The 15,408-nt window shown below is 73.0% G+C and carries 11 protein-coding genes, 1 tRNA gene and 3 pseudogenes; 5 read left to right on the top strand and 10 right to left on the bottom strand.

What is annotated here, in order from left to right; genetic code table 11:
- Window positions 1–74: 74 nt before the first annotated feature.
- The 5 genes from thrC to IE225_RS32885 all read right to left on the bottom strand — a co-directional run bounded on the left by thrC (window position 75) and on the right by IE225_RS32885 (window position 5,943).
- Entirely contained in the window at window positions 75–1,133 is a 1,059-nt protein-coding gene (gene thrC, locus IE225_RS06120) for a threonine synthase (protein ID WP_190056294.1), read from the bottom strand.
- A gap of 6 nt (window positions 1,134–1,139) precedes the next feature.
- A complete protein-coding gene (locus IE225_RS06115; protein WP_190056293.1) occupies window positions 1,140–2,432 on the bottom strand; it encodes a homoserine dehydrogenase in 1,293 nt (430 codons plus the stop codon).
- A gap of 221 nt (window positions 2,433–2,653) precedes the next feature.
- Window positions 2,654–4,045: a diaminopimelate decarboxylase gene (gene lysA / locus IE225_RS06110; RefSeq protein WP_190056292.1), complete on the bottom strand. Its 1,392-nt coding sequence runs from the start codon at window positions 4,043–4,045 to the stop codon at window positions 2,654–2,656.
- A gap of 19 nt (window positions 4,046–4,064) precedes the next feature.
- Window positions 4,065–5,192 (bottom strand): ArgS-related anticodon-binding protein NrtL, encoded by a 1,128-nt coding sequence (gene nrtL, locus IE225_RS06105; RefSeq protein WP_190056291.1) that lies wholly within the window; start codon window positions 5,190–5,192, stop codon window positions 4,065–4,067.
- Window positions 5,193–5,352: 160 nt separating this feature from the next.
- Window positions 5,353–5,943, bottom strand: a complete 591-nt coding sequence (locus IE225_RS32885) for a response regulator (RefSeq protein WP_229879277.1) — start codon at window positions 5,941–5,943, stop codon at window positions 5,353–5,355.
- 192 nt (window positions 5,944–6,135) lie between these two features.
- On the opposite strand from IE225_RS32885, the gene IE225_RS06095 reads away from it, so the two are divergent.
- Window positions 6,136–6,207, top strand: a tRNA-Arg gene (locus tag IE225_RS06095).
- 699 nt (window positions 6,208–6,906) lie between these two features.
- Here IE225_RS06095 and IE225_RS32880 read toward each other — a convergent pair.
- A pseudogene (locus tag IE225_RS32880) lies at window positions 6,907–7,044 on the bottom strand (integrase); the annotation flags it as partial.
- Window positions 7,041–7,679 (bottom strand): annotated as a pseudogene (locus tag IE225_RS06090) (transposase family protein); the annotation flags it as partial. The pseudogenes IE225_RS06090 and IE225_RS32880, both read right to left, overlap by 4 nt.
- A gap of 439 nt (window positions 7,680–8,118) precedes the next feature.
- Here IE225_RS06090 and IE225_RS06085 point away from each other — a divergent pair.
- On the top strand, window positions 8,119–8,343 hold the full coding sequence (locus tag IE225_RS06085; protein WP_190056471.1) for a cold-shock protein: 225 nt from the start codon (window positions 8,119–8,121) through the stop codon (window positions 8,341–8,343).
- Window positions 8,344–8,496: 153 nt separating this feature from the next.
- Window positions 8,497–8,967, top strand: coding sequence for a nuclear transport factor 2 family protein (locus IE225_RS06080; RefSeq protein ID WP_373303136.1), 471 nt, complete (start codon window positions 8,497–8,499; stop codon window positions 8,965–8,967).
- 630 nt (window positions 8,968–9,597) lie between these two features.
- On the opposite strand, the gene IE225_RS06075 is transcribed toward IE225_RS06080, so the two are convergent.
- Window positions 9,598–10,044, bottom strand: a complete 447-nt coding sequence (locus tag IE225_RS06075) for a pyridoxamine 5'-phosphate oxidase family protein (protein WP_190056289.1) — start codon at window positions 10,042–10,044, stop codon at window positions 9,598–9,600.
- A 350-nt stretch (window positions 10,045–10,394) separates the two neighbouring features.
- Here IE225_RS06075 and IE225_RS06070 point away from each other — a divergent pair, with 350 nt between their 5' ends.
- Window positions 10,395–11,447 (top strand): class I fructose-bisphosphate aldolase, encoded by a 1,053-nt coding sequence (locus IE225_RS06070; protein ID WP_190056288.1) that lies wholly within the window; start codon window positions 10,395–10,397, stop codon window positions 11,445–11,447.
- 461 nt (window positions 11,448–11,908) lie between these two features.
- Here IE225_RS06070 and IE225_RS32875 read toward each other — a convergent pair whose 3' ends face one another.
- Together IE225_RS32875 and IE225_RS06065 are read right to left on the bottom strand one after the other, a co-directional pair.
- Window positions 11,909–12,196 carry a DUF1876 domain-containing protein gene (locus IE225_RS32875; protein ID WP_268249991.1) on the bottom strand — a complete coding sequence of 96 codons (288 nt, stop codon included), beginning with the start codon at window positions 12,194–12,196 and terminating at the stop codon, window positions 11,909–11,911.
- Between the two features lie 171 nt (window positions 12,197–12,367).
- A pseudogene (locus tag IE225_RS06065) lies at window positions 12,368–13,714 on the bottom strand (nicotinate phosphoribosyltransferase); the annotation flags it as partial.
- Between the two features lie 674 nt (window positions 13,715–14,388).
- Between IE225_RS06065 and IE225_RS06060 the strand changes: the two are divergent.
- Window positions 14,389–15,273: a universal stress protein gene (locus tag IE225_RS06060; protein WP_190056286.1), complete on the top strand. Its 885-nt coding sequence runs from the start codon at window positions 14,389–14,391 to the stop codon at window positions 15,271–15,273.
- Window positions 15,274–15,408: the final 135 nt, after the last annotated feature.

Raw genomic sequence — 15,408 nt, 5'->3', positions numbered from 1 at the left:
GGGACCGGCGGACCGCGCCCGGCCCGGGGCAGGTGGGCGCCCGGGCCGCGGCGGTGGCGGTCAGGCCGCGGCGGTCAGGCCAGGCCGAGGCGCTCGGCCGCCGTGGCCGCGTCGACGGGTACGGTGACCGGCTGCGGGGCACCGGCGACGGCCCAGTCCGGATCCTTCAGGCCGTTGCCGGTGACGGTGCACACGATGCGCTGCCCGGGGTCCACCTTGCCCTGTTCGGCGGCCTTGAGCAGACCGGCCACGGACGCGGCGGAGGCGGGCTCGACGAAGACGCCCTCCTGCGCGGCCAACAGCCGGTAGGCGCGCAGGATCTCACGGTCCGTCACCTCGTCGATGAGACCGCCGGACTCGTCGCGGGCGGCGAGCGCGTACTGCCAGGAGGCCGGGTTGCCGATGCGGATGGCGGTGGCGATGGTGGAGGGGTCCTTGACGACCTCGCCGCGCACGATCGGGGCGGCGCCGGAGGCCTGGAAGCCCCACATGCGCGGCGTCCTGGTCGCGACGCCGTCGGCGGCGTACTCCCGGTAGCCCTTCCAATAGGCGGTGATGTTGCCCGCGTTGCCCACCGGCAGGATGTGGATGTCGGGCGCGTCACCGAGCATGTCGACGATTTCGAACGCGGCCGTCTTCTGGCCCTCGATGCGCACCGGGTTGACCGAATTGACCAGCGCCACGGGGTAGTTGTCGCTCAGCGCGCGGGCGAGCGTGAGGCAGTCGTCGAAGTTGCCGTCGACCTGGAGGATCTTCGCGCCGTGCACCAGGGCCTGGCCCATCTTGCCCAGCGCGATCTTGCCCTGCGGCACGAGCACGGCGCAGACCATGCCGGCCCGCACGGCGTACGCGGCGGCGGACGCGGAGGTGTTGCCGGTGGAGGCGCAGATGACGGCCTTGGCCCCCTCCTCCTTGGCCTTGCTGATGGCCATCGTCATGCCGCGGTCCTTGAAGGACCCGGTGGGGTTGGCGCCCTCCACCTTCAAGTGGACCTCGCAGCCGGTGCGCTCGGAGAGCACCTGCGCGGGCACGAGGGGCGTGCCGCCCTCGCGGAGCGTCACGACCGGCGTGGTGTCGGACACCGGCAGCCTGTCCCGGTACTCCTCGATGATTCCGCGCCACTGGTGGGTCATTGCTGGTTACTCTCCTTCAACCCGCATGATGCTGGCGACGCCCCGCACGGTGTCGAGGCTGCGCAGCGCCTCGACGGTCCCGCTCAGGGAGGCGTCGGACGCACGGTGGGTGACGACGACGAGGGAGGCCTCCCCGTCCTTGCCCTGCTGGCGGACCGTGTCGATCGATACGCCGTGCTCGGCGAAGACGGTGGCGACCTGGGCGAGCACACCCGGTTTGTCGGCGACGTCGAGGCTGATGTGGTAGCGCGTCACGACCTCGCCCATGGGCGACACGGGCAGGGCCGCGTACGCCGACTCGCCGGGCCCGGTGGCGCCGCTGAGCCGGTTGCGGCAGACGGCGACAAGGTCGCCGAGGACGGCGGAGGCGGTGGGCGCGCCGCCGGCGCCGGGGCCGTAGAACATCAGCTGCCCGGCCGCGTCCGACTCGACGAAGACGGCGTTGTACGCGCCGCGCACGGAGGCGAGCGGGTGGTCCAGCGGAATCATGGCGGGGTGCACGCGCGCGGTGACGGACCGGCCGTCCTCGGCCCGCTCGCAGATGGCGAGCAGTTTGATGGTGCAGCCCATCTCCTTCGCCGAGCGGAAGTCGGCGGCGGTGACCTCGGTCATGCCCTCGCGGTGGACGTCGTCGAGCCGCACGCGGGTGTGGAAGGCGATCCCGGCGAGGATGGCGGCCTTGGCGGCCGCGTCGAAGCCCTCGACGTCGGCGGTCGGGTCGGCCTCGGCGTACCCGAGCGCGGTGGCCTCGTCCAGCGCCTCCTGGTAGCCGGCGCCCGTGGAGTCCATCTTGTCGAGGATGAAGTTGGTGGTGCCGTTGACGATGCCGAGGACCCGGTTGACCTTGTCGCCGGCGAGCGACTCGCGCAGCGGGCGGATCAGCGGGATGGCGCCGGCGACGGCGGCCTCGTAGTACAGGTCGACGTTGTGCTGCTCGGCGGCCGCGTGCAGGGCGGCGCCGTCCTGGGAGAGCAGCGCCTTGTTGGCGGAGACGACGGAGGCGCCGTGCTCGAAGGCGGTGGTGATGAGGGTGCGGGCCGGTTCGATGCCGCCGATCACCTCGACGACCACGTCGATGTCGCCGCGTTTGACGAGGGCGGTGGCGTCGGTGGTGATCAGCCCCTGGTCGATGCCGTCGCGCACCTTCCCGGGCCGCCGGACGGCGATGCCCGCGAGCTCCACCGGGGCGCCGATGCGGGCGGCGAGGTCGTCGGCGTGCGTCGTCATGATGCGCGCCACCTCGGAGCCGACCACTCCACAGCCCAGCAGCGCCACCTTCAGCGGACGCGTACGCATCATCCGACCTCGTTTCCTGATAACCGTCTGCGGTGCCACCAGTCTCACGCACCGGACGGGAGTTTCCGCCTCTCGTCCGGATCGTGAGACGTATATTTCATTTTCCAGCACGGAAGACCGGAGATCTTCCGCCGGCCGACCATTCGCCGACCGTTCCGCTCCTCTTCCGGCTGCTCGACGGCCGTCGAGCGCCGGCCGCCCCGCCGTTCCTCAGCCGCCGTTCCTCAGCCGACGTCGAGACGCAGCAGGTCCTCCTCCGTCTCGCGGCGGACGATCACCCGCGCCTCACCGTCGCGCACGGCGACGACCGGCGGGCGCGGGACGTGGTTGTAGTTGCTCGCCATGGACCGGCAGTACGCGCCGGTGGCGGGCACGGCGATGAGGTCGCCGGGCGCCAGGTCGGCGGGCAGGAAGGCGTCCCGCACGACGATGTCGCCGCTCTCGCAGTGCTTGCCGACGACGCGCACCAGCATGGGCTCGGCGTCGGAGGCGCGGGAGACGAGCGCGACGCTGTACTCGGCGTCGTACAGGGCGGTGCGGATGTTGTCCGACATGCCGCCGTCGACGGAGACGTACGTGCGCAGCCCGGCGAGCGGCTTGACGGTGCCGACCTCGTACAGCGTGAACGCGGTCGGGCCGACGATCGCCCGCCCCGGCTCGACGGAGATGCGCGGCGTGCGCAGCCCGGCCGCCTCGCACTCGCGGCCGACGATCTCGGTGAGCGCCTTGGCGATCTCGTGCGGCTCGCGCGGGTCGTCGTCGCTGGTGTAGGCGATGCCGAGGCCGCCGCCGAGGTCGATCTCGGGCAGCTCGACACCGTGCTCGTCGCGGATCTCCCGCAGCAGCCCCACCACCCGGTGGGCGGCCACCTCGAACCCGGACATGTCGAAGATCTGCGAGCCGATGTGGCTGTGGATGCCGATGAGCTCCAGCCCGTCGAGCTGCAGCGCCCGCCGCACGGCCTCGGCGGCCTGCCCGCCGGCCAGCGGGATGCCGAACTTCTGGTCCTCGTGCGCGGTGGCGATGAACTCATGGGTGTGCGCCTCGACGCCGACGGTGACGCGGATCTGCACCCGCTGCCGCACGCCGAGCGAGCGGGCGATGTGCGCGACACGGACGATCTCCTGGAAGGAGTCGAGGACGATCCGGCCGACGCCGGCCCTGATGGCCCGCTCGATCTCCGCGGTGGACTTGTTGTTGCCGTGGAAGGCGATGCGGTCGGCGGGCATGCCGCCGGACAGGGCGGTGGCGAGTTCGCCGCCGGAGCAGACGTCGAGGTTGAGGCCCTCCTCGTCGAGCCACCGCACCACGGCGCGCGACAGGAACGCCTTGCCGGCGTAGAACACGTCGGCACCGGGCCCGAAGGCGGTGCGCCAGGCGCGGGCGCGGGCGCGGAAGTCGGCCTCGTCGAGGATGTAGGCCGGGGTGCCGAACTCCTCGGCGAGCTGCTTGACGCCGATCCCGCCGACGGTGACGACGCCGTGCGCGTCGCGGGTGACGGTCTGCGCCCACACCTTCGCGTCGAGGGCGTTGAGGTCGGCGGGCGGGGCGAGGTAGTGCCCCTCGGGCAGGACGTCGGCGTGGCGGGGCCCGGCGGGGTGTGCGGAACGGCTCATGACGGTGGCGTGCGCTTCCTCAGAGGTGGTCGGGTGCGTCGATGCCGAGCAGGGTCAGGCCGCCGGCCAGCACCGTCCCGGCCGCTTCGGCGAGGGCGAGCCGGGCGCGGTGGGCGGCCGAGGGTTTCTCCTCCCCGCGCGGAAGCACGGCGGGCAGCAGGGGCAGCACGGCGTCGGCGACGTCGACGAGGTGCCGGGCGAGACGGTCCGGGGCGCGATCGCGGGCGGCCACGGCGAGAACACGGGGGTGGTCGGCGAGCAGGGCGAGCAGCCGCTGCGCCCCCGGTACGTCACCGGGCCGCGCGCCGAACCCGAGATCGGCGGCGTTGCGGCGCAGGGCACGGGTGCGGGCGTGCGCGTACCGCACCCGGAACAGCGGATTGCCCTCGCGCTGGACCAGATGCTCCTCGGTGATCCGGGGCCGGTCGTGACCGGCGGGGTGCAGCAGGGCCCAGCGCCCGGCGTCGCGACCGAGGGGCACGGGGTCGGCGGGGGCGGGAACGGGCCGGACGAGGTGACCGCCGGCGCCTTCGGGACCGTCGGCGTCTCCTGGACCGTCCGCGGCGCCGGTGCGCCGTGCGTGCCGTACGTACTGCACGTGTTGTACGCCGAGGGCGTCCGCCCACGCGGGATCGAGCGGCCCCGCACAGCACGCCCGGACGTCGGCGCCCTGGGCACGCAGCAGCCGGGCGACGGCGTCCGCGACGACGACGGCACGCACCTCGCGGGGACAGCGCAGCAGGACCGCCTGCTGCGCTGGGTGCCGCTCCTCCTGCTGCGCGGGGTGCTGCTCCTCCGGGCGGGCGGCGTGCCCGTAGCGGAGCCCCTTCCGCAGGACGGTGGCGACAAGACCGGCGGACGCGTCGCCGGCGAGGCTGATGTTGAGGAACCCGGGCCCGGTGACGGTCACGTCGGCGACACCGTCCGCGGCGGCCAGGCGGCTCCGCAGAATCTCGGCGACCTGCCGCGGCGGACGCCCCGCCGGGCGCGCGAGCTGCAGGGCGATGGTGGTGGCGTAGTCCCCGCACCCTCCGGGCCCCGGCGGCGCGACCACGGCCCGTTCCGGAACGGTCACACTCAGCTCCCCCTCGTCGACAGCGCGCCGCACCGCGCGCAGCACGGTACGGGAGAGCTCGACGGGGGTCACGGGACAAGGGTAGGGGAGGAAGGGGGCGATCCGGCGAGCCGGTGGGCGGAGATCCCGGGATACGGACGCCCCGGTAAGGAGGACGGGGGTGCCCATCCGGGCGGCTCGCCCCGCGGGGGTCGGGGCTCGGTAGAGGTTGGGGCTTGGCAGGGCTGGGGGCTCAGCAGGGCGGGGCAGGCTCGGCGAGCGAGGCGTCCCGCGCCCGGGAAACAGCCGCGTCACCGGATAAGCCCCCGTCCCCTTCCACTTCCCCTTCAGCTCCCTCTCCCCCGCCGACACCACTGCCGCCGCTGCCGCCGGTGGCACCACTACGCACACTGCCACTGCCACTGCTGCTGCCGCCGGGCACATGGCCGGCAGCGGCCGCCGCCCCCCGCCCGTACTCCAGCAGCCGCCGCACCAGCCGTACGAGGTCGGCGGGCTCGAACGGCTTGGCGAGGAAGGCGTCGACACCGACGTCGAGGCCACTCTCGACCTCGTGCTGCGTACAGGCGCTGACGATGGCGACGGGGAGGTGGTGCGTCCGCGGGTCCGCCCGCAACCGGGCGGCGGTCCGCAACCCGTCCAGCCGCGGCATGACGACGTCGAGGGTGACGACATCGGGCCGCACCTCGTGCACCACGTCCAGACACTCGGCACCATCGGCCGCGGTCACGACCTCGAGACCCTCCATCTCGAGATTGACCCTGATCAGCTGCCGGATGACCTTGTTGTCGTCCACCACAAGCACCCGGCCCGACGCCCCTGGCACAACTCGAGAGTAGGTGGACACCGGCCACCGCGTCCCGGTTTTCCCCACTTCCACCCCGTGCGGGTGGCCCCGGCCCGCCGGGTGGACGCCCGCCCCCTTCGCTTCCCACCCGCCACCCTGCAAACCCGTTCATGACCACCCCGTCGGAGCTGGTAGTGTTCTACCCGTCACCGCGACCACCGCGAGCGACACGCCCCCGTAGCTCAGGGGATAGAGCAACGGCCTCCGGAGCCGTGTGCGCAGGTTCGAATCCTGCCGGGGGCACCCACATGAGGTGCCCAAAGACCCCGTCACCAGCGGAAACGCTGAGTGCGGGGTCTTCGTGTTTGTGCAGGCGTATGCAGCGCCGAGCGGCCCCAGGACGGGGTCTGTGGACTATTCGTGGACAGGATCTTGGGGCGTCTGCCCAGGTCAGCTCTAGCAAAACGCCAAGGCCCTGTAGGTCTGGCCTGCAGGAACGGCCTACGCCTGCTGCTCTTCGGTTCCGCTGAGAGTGGGCATGCCCGAACCTCCGCACCGGCACCCAGCCGCGCAAAGGCTTTGAGGGCATAAAACAGTCCCCGGTAGTACTGCACGTGTCCTGAGGCTTCAGTCGTCACTGTCGCCTCGGTATCGCGCCGGCTTGCCGGGGGCCTCAGCCACATCCCGTCCAAGTCACTACGCCGACTAGACGTCCTGATCGACTTTGTGACTCTTTCGGTGTTGTGGCCTACTCACTATGATGCGCACTGAATGTCATGAGTCAATAGCTTTTCGGCAAATTCCAGGCGGAACTTCCTGCGATCACCTTCGACTGCGGCATCCGGCTCGTCCGAGCGCAGTATCAGCACGGCCGAGCAGTGCCCGCCGAGTGGAGCGTGGAGGACCGGGCCGGATCTCCGGGTGTTTCCCCTGGTCAGCTGCAGCAATGGCATAAGGCCCCCAGATAAGGTCCGGGGGGCCTAAGCCTGACACCACATGCGCTCACTCGTACTCGCGCAACAATTCCTCGATCTTGCGGTTTGCGATCTCCTGCCGACCGTCGATGCACTTGGCGTAGCGGCTCAACAGGACCTCAACGCTGTTGCCAGCGCGTTCGGCGACCTCAGTGGGGTCCACTCGACCGGTGCTCGGGCTGCTGACAGCGCCCGGTTGGCCGTTCGCTGGGCAGGGGTGAGTTCCCCACGGGGTGGGCGTCGGACCAGTGTGGTCACCCAGGGGCCGGCTCCGGCGTAGGCACGGTCGGCGAGGACGGGGACGCCCCGGCGTGTGCAGATCCGGATGATCCGGTGGGTGCGGGCCGCGGTGAGATCGTGGGTGCGGCCGGGCGGCGCGGGCGAGATCCACAGCAGCCTGCCCACGGGGTCGGTGACGACCTGCACGTTCACGCCGTGGCGGCGGTGCTTTGGGGAGTAGTCGGCCCGGCTGTCGCCGGCCCGGTCGCACGCGGCGGGCGTGCCGTCGAGCAGAACGTGACCGGGGTCGCTCTCCCGCAGGACCCGCAGCAGTCCGGGTGCCCGCCGGGAGAGAGGGGCGATGACGGCGGTGACGTAGGCGTGGGCAGGGCCCACGGAGATCCTGTAACCGGCCGCGATCTGCGCGAGGGTGTCGTGCCGACGGAGGTGGATCAGGCCGATGAGAGCCCGCTGGTGCGGGGGCAGCATGCAGCGGCGGTCACCCTCGCGGATGACGATGAGCAGGGTGACCCACTCGACGAGTGCGTGGGGCAGGTCGAGTGCGGCAGGACAGGGAACCAACGCGGCTCCTGTGCTGATGAGTTGAGAGGTCGAACACCTCTCTTAACAGCGCAGGAGCCTCGTGCGTTGCGGGAACCCGCCTCGTCACCCGTCCGGTGGCCACTCTGAAAAGGCTCAATGTCTTGTGTGTTTCGGTGAGCCTCTTTCGGCCTGTGCCGCTGAACTGCGCTTCCTTTGGCGACGGCTCGGCTGCTTCCGGCAGGTGCTGCTCGCCCTGGTGCGCGGGGTCGCCGCGGAAGTTCTGCTTGTGGTCTTCGACGGAGGTCCGCTCGATCCGCAGGACGTGGCGGGCGGCAGCAACCTCCTTGGCCTGTTCGCGCAGGGTGTTGATCGATGCCCGGGGCAGCCCGGTGACGGCTCCTGCAGCGCGCTGGCCTTCCGAGCCGGAACGCCGGAATTTCGGTGTGCCGGCGCGGGCGGAGTCCGTAGGGTTGCGCCCATGGTGACTGCGACTGTCCGCGAGTGGCATGACGAAAAGGGGTGGGGCGTGCTCGATTCCCCCGAGACTCCCGGCGGGTGTTGGGGTCATTACTCCCACATCCAGATGGAGGGGTTCCACACGCTGTCGCCGGGGCAGCGGGTGGACCTCCAGTGGGAAGCCCCCGGCTTCAAGCAGGACGGGTACGACTACCGGGCGGTGAACATCGTGCCTCGGCCCGCCTGACGTCCCCTCCGGCCCTCTGGCATCAGGCGGTTGGGCATGGTGGTGCGGCTGAGTTGGAGGGCGAGTTCGGCGGGACCGTCGGCAGTGGTGATTTCGTCGCGTCCAGTCACTGGTCACTGGTCACCGGACGTGGATATCAATCTGAGAGGTGACATGTCGTCAGTCATGCCGCAGACCACCCGTGCCGTGGTGGAGGAGTTGTTGCGCCGGATCGGCGAGGGCGACCCCGAGCGCATCGCGGAGCTGTACGCCGAGCGGATCGACTGGAAGCTGGACTGGCCGGAGGCCGAGCACGGTCGTGCCGCCACCCCGTGGATCCGTCACCGTTCCAGCCGTGCCGACGTCACCGCGCACTTCCGCGAGCTCGCCGAGCACCATGTGCCCGGGCGCGTGGCGACCAGGATCGAGCGCGTCCTCGTCGACGGCAACGACGCGGTCGTGCTCGGTGAGATCGGTCAGACCGCCCGCTCCACCGGACGCGCCTACCGCGCACGGTTCGCTCTGCATCTCACGGTCGAGGGCGGCCTCGTCACCCGGCACCACGTCTACGAGGACAGCCTCGCCGTCGCCCAGGCGTTCGACGGGGAGGAGTTGGGCGAGGAGGGGGCGGGCGAGGAAGACTGAGGAACTTGTGAAGTTCCTGGTGGCGGACGCCCGTTGAGGGGCGTATGGGGAGGTGGGCGCTGTGGGGGGCCGGTCCCATCCGGTCCGAACCGCCTGATCGTCGGGGCCGTATGCCGCCATGGCCGCAGACCGGTCGGCCCTGCTGTCGCATGCGTCACGGTGACGGGGTGCGCACCTCGATCCTGCGCCGGGCGATGGAATGGCCGGACCTGCGGGCGGCGGGACATGGCGGCGGTGCCGCCCCCATCTGCTGATCCGCTTCGGCTACGGACCGGACGGCGTCCCCGCGCCCCGCGCGCCCGGACACGTCGCCGCGGGCTGGGAGGACGACCACCGGCGCCCCGAGGCGTCCGTCCGCGCGCCCGGCGAACCCGCACGTGGCTCGGCGGGTGCCCGCACGTGGCTCGGCGGGTGCCCACGCGTGATGCAGTGGGTGCCCGCGTGTGGCTCAGGTGACTGGAGTGGTTCGGGTAGCTCGAGTGGCTCGGGTGATTCAGGTGGCTCAGGTGGCTCAGTAGGTGCCCGTCCAGGGTGCTCGCGCATGGCTCGGCGGAGGCCACGCGCGGCTCAGGCGGGCCCGCCCGTGCCTCAGGGCGATCCGCCCGTGGCCCAGTGGGGTTCGCGCGTGGCTCAGCGGAGGTCCGTGGCCTGTCCGATGCGTCGGCCGGTGACCATCTCGCACGAGATCCGCACGAAGACCGCGTCCTGCGCGGTCACCCACGAGCGGGGGCCGGTCTGCAACAGGCGCTCGTGTTCGGCGGGGTCGGTGACCACGGCGGCCCGGCCCGTGACGACCACGCTCCAGCCCGACTCGGCGTCCGCGTCGAACTCGTCCGCCTCGAAGGCGACCACGACGCCGTCCACGGAACGGGCCAGGTCCGAGTCGGCGGAGGTGCGCAGCAGCACGCACGAGTCCGTGTCGGGGGAGAGACCGAGGGAGGGGTCGAGGGAGAAGTTGACGGGCAGGACGGCGGGCAGCGCCTGCCGGGTGTACACGATGCGGCCGACCGGCACCTTGGCCAGCAGGCGCAGGCATTCCTGCCGGTCCAGTGCCTGAGAGCCGTTGTTGTGTGGCATCAGCCCATTCTCCGTGGTGCGGCACGGGCGGGAGTAGGGCCCATCGGTCCCTGGGTCCGCCCGTTTCGGGCCGGTGCGTACGCGGGGTTCGTGCACCCGGTGGGCAGGGACGGTGATCCATCCGGCGGGCGCGTGCCGGCGGGCGCGTGCCGGCGGGCGCGTGCCCACCGGGCCACCGGGCCACCGGGCCGCCGGGCCACCGGCCGCCGTCGCCCGGCGGCAGCCCGCGGCAGGGCCGCGGCGGCGGGGAGAGGACCGCCGGGACGGCGTACGCGGACTGGCAGGAGCCCGGCGGCTGCGGGAGCCTGACTGCAGCCTCCGGCATTCCGAGCTAACGGAGAGGCGGGACGATGACCGACATCCAAGGCTTGCTGGGCGACGAGGCGAAGGACCTGCTGACCCACACCGCCCAGGGAATCCCCAAGGACGACCTGGTGCTTCCCGGTCCCGACTACGTCGACCGGGTCGTGGCCGCGACCGACCGCTCGCCCCGGGTGCTGCGCAACCTGCAGTCCCTCTTCGACCACGGCCGTCTGGCCGGCACCGGGTACGTGTCGATCCTGCCGGTCGACCAGGGCGTCGAGCACTCCGCGGCGTCGGCGTTCGCCCCCAACCCCCGCTACCTCGACCCGAAGAACATCGTCGAGCTCGCCGTCGAGGGCGGCTGCAACGCGGTCGCCAGCACGCTCGGTGTGCTGGGCGCCGTCTCGCGGCGCTACGCGCACCGGATCCCCTTCATCGTGAAGCTCAACCACAACGAGCTGCTGACCTACCCCAACCGCTATGACCAGATCATGTTCGGTTCCGTCCAGCAGTGCTTCGACCTGGGCGCGGTGGGGGTCGGCGCCACGGTCTACTTCGGCTCGGAGCAGGCCGACCGCCAGTTGCAGGAGGTCAGCGAGGTCTTCGCGCACGCCCACGAGCTGGGCATGTTCACCGTGCTGTGGTGCTACCTGCGCAACGCGGCGTTCAAGAAGGACGGTGTGGACTACTCGGTGTCGGCCGACCTGACCGGGCAGGCCAACCACCTCGGCGTGACCATCGAGGCCGACATCGTCAAGCAGAAGCAGCCGGAGAACAACGGCGGCTACCGCGCCCTGGGTTTCGGTCGCACCGACGCGCTGCTGTACGACCGGCTCACCACCGACCACCCGATCGACCTCACCCGCTGGCAGGTGGCCGGCTGCTACATGGGCCGGGTCGGGCTGATCAACAGCGGCGGCGCCTCGGCCGGGCAGGGGGACCTCGCGCAGGCGGTGCGGACCGCGGTGATCAACAAGCGGGCCGGCGGCACCGGCCTGATCACCGGCCGCAAGGCCTTCCAGCGGCCCACCGACGAGGGCGTCGAACTCCTCCACGCCGTGCAGGACGTCTACCTCGACGACAGCATTACCGTGGCCTGACGGCGACACGGCCGGACATCGCTGAAAACCTTCGCCGGGCCGCGCCGAAAGCCTCACCGGTACGCCGCCGGAAGCCCGCCGGTGCCTTCGGCGGCGGACCGGGGGCGAACGGTCTCTGCCGCCCCGGCCCGGCAGGGCCGCCGGCCGGAGACGGACCGACGCGGGTGATCGCATGTCCGGCAGGCGGTCGGCAGGCGTCGGCAGGCATGGACGCCCGGGCCGCGGGACGGGCCGACCCCGGCCTGCTGCCCCGGCTGCGCCGCCCCGGAGGCATGGGCGATGATCCGCACCAGGACCCTGCGCGTCGACCGCATCGCCCGCATGGGCCGAGGCTTGAGCGGCGTCTGCGGACGGCGGCCGTGAACGGCGGCGGGGCGGGGCCGCGCTCGGTGAGCCGGGCGGCGGGCGTCAGCCGCGGTGCCCCGCCGCGCATCCCGCGCGTCCTCCCGCGGCGGCGCCGGTCACATGGGCCACCCGGTGACCGGGCGGGGGTTCGGCCGGGACTCGCCCACGCCCTCCATGTCGCGCTCGGCGAGCCTCAGCAGTTGCTGCGCGAGGTCGTTCAGGGCCCGGCCCGCCGCCAGTTCGTCGCCGATCTCCGGCACGTTCGGGTCCGCCGGGCTGCAGCGCGCGGTTCCGTGGCCGGTGAGTTCCGTGGTGCCGGTGTGCAGCACCATGCGCGCCTTCGTCGTTCCGTCGTCGTTCTCGAAGAGGTGGAGACGAACCTTCCATTCCGCTGTGTGCGGCATCGCTCTCTCCTCACATGGATTCCTCACATGGATTCGCGTGGATTCACATGGATTCGCGTTGATTCGCGTGGATTCGCATTGCTCCATGTGGACCCACCGTGATTCACCCGGATGCGGACCGGTGCAGTCCGGTGCGGTCCGGCCGCGGTCCGTCGGTCCGTCGCGGGGCCGGGGCCGTGCGGCGGCGGCCGGCAGCCGTTCCCCGATGCGGCCGCGAACGCGGGCGGCCAGCGCGTCGAGGCGGTCGGAGACCGTCGCGCGCGGGGCGACCGGCGCCCGGATCCGGCGGGCCGCCGGCGGCAGTTGACCCAGGTCCGCGGTGAACCTCTCCCGGCACGCGCCGACCGTGGGCCGGTCGCCGGTACGCCGCCCGTCCCGCATCACCGTCTCCAGCAGCGGCCTGCCGTCGCCGGGTGGCCGCTCGTCGGCGAGGCCGACCACGTCGGCGTATCCGGGGCGGCGGAACACCTGCTTGAGGCCGGGTGCCGTCACCTTCGCCGACGACAGCTTCATCACCGGCCGCCCGTTGTACTCCACCATCTTGTACGCGGAGTCCAGGTACGGCGCGTCGGCCGAGACCCCGACGCGGGTGCCGACGGCGTAGACGTCGATGGGGGCCCCGGAGCGGACCAGGTCGTCGACGGCGTACTCGTCGAGCCCGCCGCTGGCGACGATCCGTACGTCCGGCAGGCCCGCGGCGTCGAGGAGGGAGCGCGCCCGTGCCGCCAGGGCCCCGAGGTCGCCGCTGTCCAGCCGTACGGCCGAGCCGGGCCGGGCCGCGGGGCCGAGGTCCCGCAGGACGCGCGCCGCGGCGCGGACGCCCTCCTCGGTGTCGTAGGTGTCCACGAGCAGGGTCACCGGGCCGGGGTGGGACCGCGCGAAGGCGCGGAACGCGTCCTCCTCCGCGGCGAACGCCTCCACGTAGGAGTGGGCCATCGTGCCGACGGCGGGTATGCCGGCAGCAGTGGCCGCGGCCACGTTGCTGGTCCCCGCGAAGCCGACCAGCGCGCCGAGGCGGGCGGCCTGGAACCCGGCCTGCGGGCCGTGGGTACGGCGCAGGGAGAAGTCCACGACCGGACGCCCGGCCGCGGCGAGGACGCAACGCGCGGCCTTCGAGGCGATCGCGGTCTGGTGGCTGAGCCGGTTGAGCACGTACGTCTCGGCGAGCTGCGCCTGCGGCAGCGGCGCGGTCACCTCCAGCAGGGGCTCTCCCGCCAGAACGATCCGCCCCTCCGGCACCGCCCGCACCTCACCCGTGAACTCCAGGCCGAGCAGGGGCTCGAGGTCCCGCCGCGGCCGGTGCAGCGCGGCGGCGAAGGCGTCCACGTCCTCGGGGCCGACCCGGAACCCGGACAGGAAGTCCAGGGCCGACTCCACTCCCGCGGCGACGAGGAAGCCCCGCTCGGCGGGCAGGTCGCGGACGAAGAGGCTGAACGTCGCGGGGGCCGTCATGCCCTCCCGCAGGTAGGACATGGCCATCGTGACCTCGTACAGGTCGGTGGTCGTCGCGTCGGACATCGGCGTCACCTCCCGGGGACCGCCCGGCACCGACGAAGGCGCGCGGTACGCGTCACATGTCCTGCTTCGTCCCAGCATCGGGCGGCGGCGGATCCCGGTCACGGGGCCGAAGGTCCCTGCGGGACCGGCCCGCTGGCTGGCCCTGATCGGCGCGGCGGCCCGTCCGCCCCGCGCGGCGGGGTCGTGGGCGGTGCGGCCCTGTCCGCCCCGTCGGGGTCCGGGCGGGCCGGCCGGCCCCTTCGGTCGGGGCCGTCCGGCCCTACAACCAGACGGCGGGCGGCGGTGCCATGGAAGTGAGCCGAGGGCCACGAGGAGGCACGGAGAAGCGAGCGGGAGCGCGCACCGTGCAATGAGGGCCCGCAAGAAGCGGGCGGCCCTCGGCTCCACGGCTGTCTGCGGCTCTCTGTGGCTGTCTGTGGCTGTCTGCGGCACGCCGCGGAGCCGGTGGTGTGCCGCCGCCCGGCCGGGCCGTGTCCCGCGCCGCCGGCAGGCCGCGCCGTCCTTCCAAGGTCCTTCCAGCCTCTCCCCTGCCGCCGGGCCTTGCCGCCGGACGCCGCCACGCCACGGCCCGGCGGGTCCGCGGCGGCCCGTGTCCGCGTCCGTCCCGGGCGCGGCACCGCCCGCCGGTGGAGACTGGGACGGGGGGCGGGCAGCGGGTGACGAGGAGGTGGGCCGTGCCGGACCCGGTCGTCGTGGGAGTGGACGGCTCGCCGTCCAGCCTGGAAGCGGTGGCGGCCGCGGCACGCGAGGCCGGCCTGCGCGGCGCGGAACTGCGCCTGGTGCACGCCTTCGGGTGGCCGTCCACGCACCTGCAGCCCGGCGGACCCCCGTGGGACCGGGCCGCGGCGGGGCTGCGCGAACTGGTGGACGGCACCATGACCAGGGCCGAGCGACTGGCCCACGAGACCGTGCCGCACCTGGAGACGGCACGGGAGGTCGTCGTCGGCGATCCGCTGGCGGTGCTGGAGTTCGAGTCGCGCGCCGCCTCGCTCGTCGTGGTCGGCAGCCGCGGACGGGGCGCGTTCGGCGGTCTCCCGCTCGGTTCCACCGCCGTGCACCTGGCCGCGCACGGCCGCTGCCCGGTCATGGTGGTGCGCGGCCGGCCGGACCCGGCCGGCCCCGTGCTGCCGGCGGTCGACGGCTCACCGGCGGGCGAGGCGGCCGTCGGGTTCGCCTTCGCCGAGGCGGCGCTGCGCGGCACCGGCCTGGTGGCGGTGCACGCGTGGAACACCTGGAGCGAGCGGGCCTACGAGGGTCCCGGTGGCCCCCTGAACGTGGTGGTGAACGTCGAGCGGCTCCGCGGGGAGGAGCAGCGGCTGCTGGACGAGACGCTGTCGCCGTGGCAGGAGCGCCATCCCCGCCTCACCGTGGAACGGCGCCTGGTCCGCTCCCGGATCCGCCCTGCCCTGATCGAGGCCGGCCGCGGCGCGCACCTGCTGGTGGTCGGCGCCCGCGGCCGCGGCGGCTTCTCGGGGCTGCTGCTCGGCTCGGTCAGCCAGGCCCTGCTGCACCACGCGCACTGCCCCGTCGTCGTGCTCCGGGGCGGGACACGCCCGTGACCGCCGGGCGGCGCGCGGCGGATCCCGGCCGCCGCGGCTCGGCGGTGCCGCGGTACGGCGGTGCCGTGTTCCGGCGCCGGCCGGCCCCGGGCGGCGCGGGCGGGCGGGGCGACCGCCCCGGCCCCGCTCCCGGGC

The sequence above is a fragment of the Streptomyces echinoruber genome (assembly GCF_014651135.1).
Taxonomy (GTDB): Bacteria; Actinomycetota; Actinomycetes; order Streptomycetales; family Streptomycetaceae; genus Streptomyces; species Streptomyces echinoruber.
This window is presented reverse-complemented; position numbering and strand designations above follow the sequence as displayed.

Bases quoted from the DNA above. Each gene is read 5' to 3' on its own strand.
- thrC (WP_190056294.1), bottom strand. From the start codon at position 1,133: ATGACCCACCAGTGGCGCGGAATCATCGAGGAGTACCGGGACAGGCTG.
- IE225_RS06115 (WP_190056293.1), bottom strand. From the start codon at position 2,432: ATGATGCGTACGCGTCCGCTGAAGGTGGCGCTGCTGGGCTGTGGAGTG.
- lysA (WP_190056292.1), bottom strand. From the start codon at position 4,045: ATGAGCCGTTCCGCACACCCCGCCGGGCCCCGCCACGCCGACGTCCTG.
- IE225_RS06085 (WP_190056471.1), top strand. From the start codon at position 8,119: ATGGTGACTGCGACTGTCCGCGAGTGGCATGACGAAAAGGGGTGGGGC.
- IE225_RS06080 (WP_373303136.1), top strand. From the start codon at position 8,497: ATGTCGTCAGTCATGCCGCAGACCACCCGTGCCGTGGTGGAGGAGTTG.
- IE225_RS06075 (WP_190056289.1), bottom strand. From the start codon at position 10,044: ATGCCACACAACAACGGCTCTCAGGCACTGGACCGGCAGGAATGCCTG.
- IE225_RS06070 (WP_190056288.1), top strand. From the start codon at position 10,395: ATGACCGACATCCAAGGCTTGCTGGGCGACGAGGCGAAGGACCTGCTG.
- IE225_RS32875 (WP_268249991.1), bottom strand. From the start codon at position 12,196: ATGCCGCACACAGCGGAATGGAAGGTTCGTCTCCACCTCTTCGAGAAC.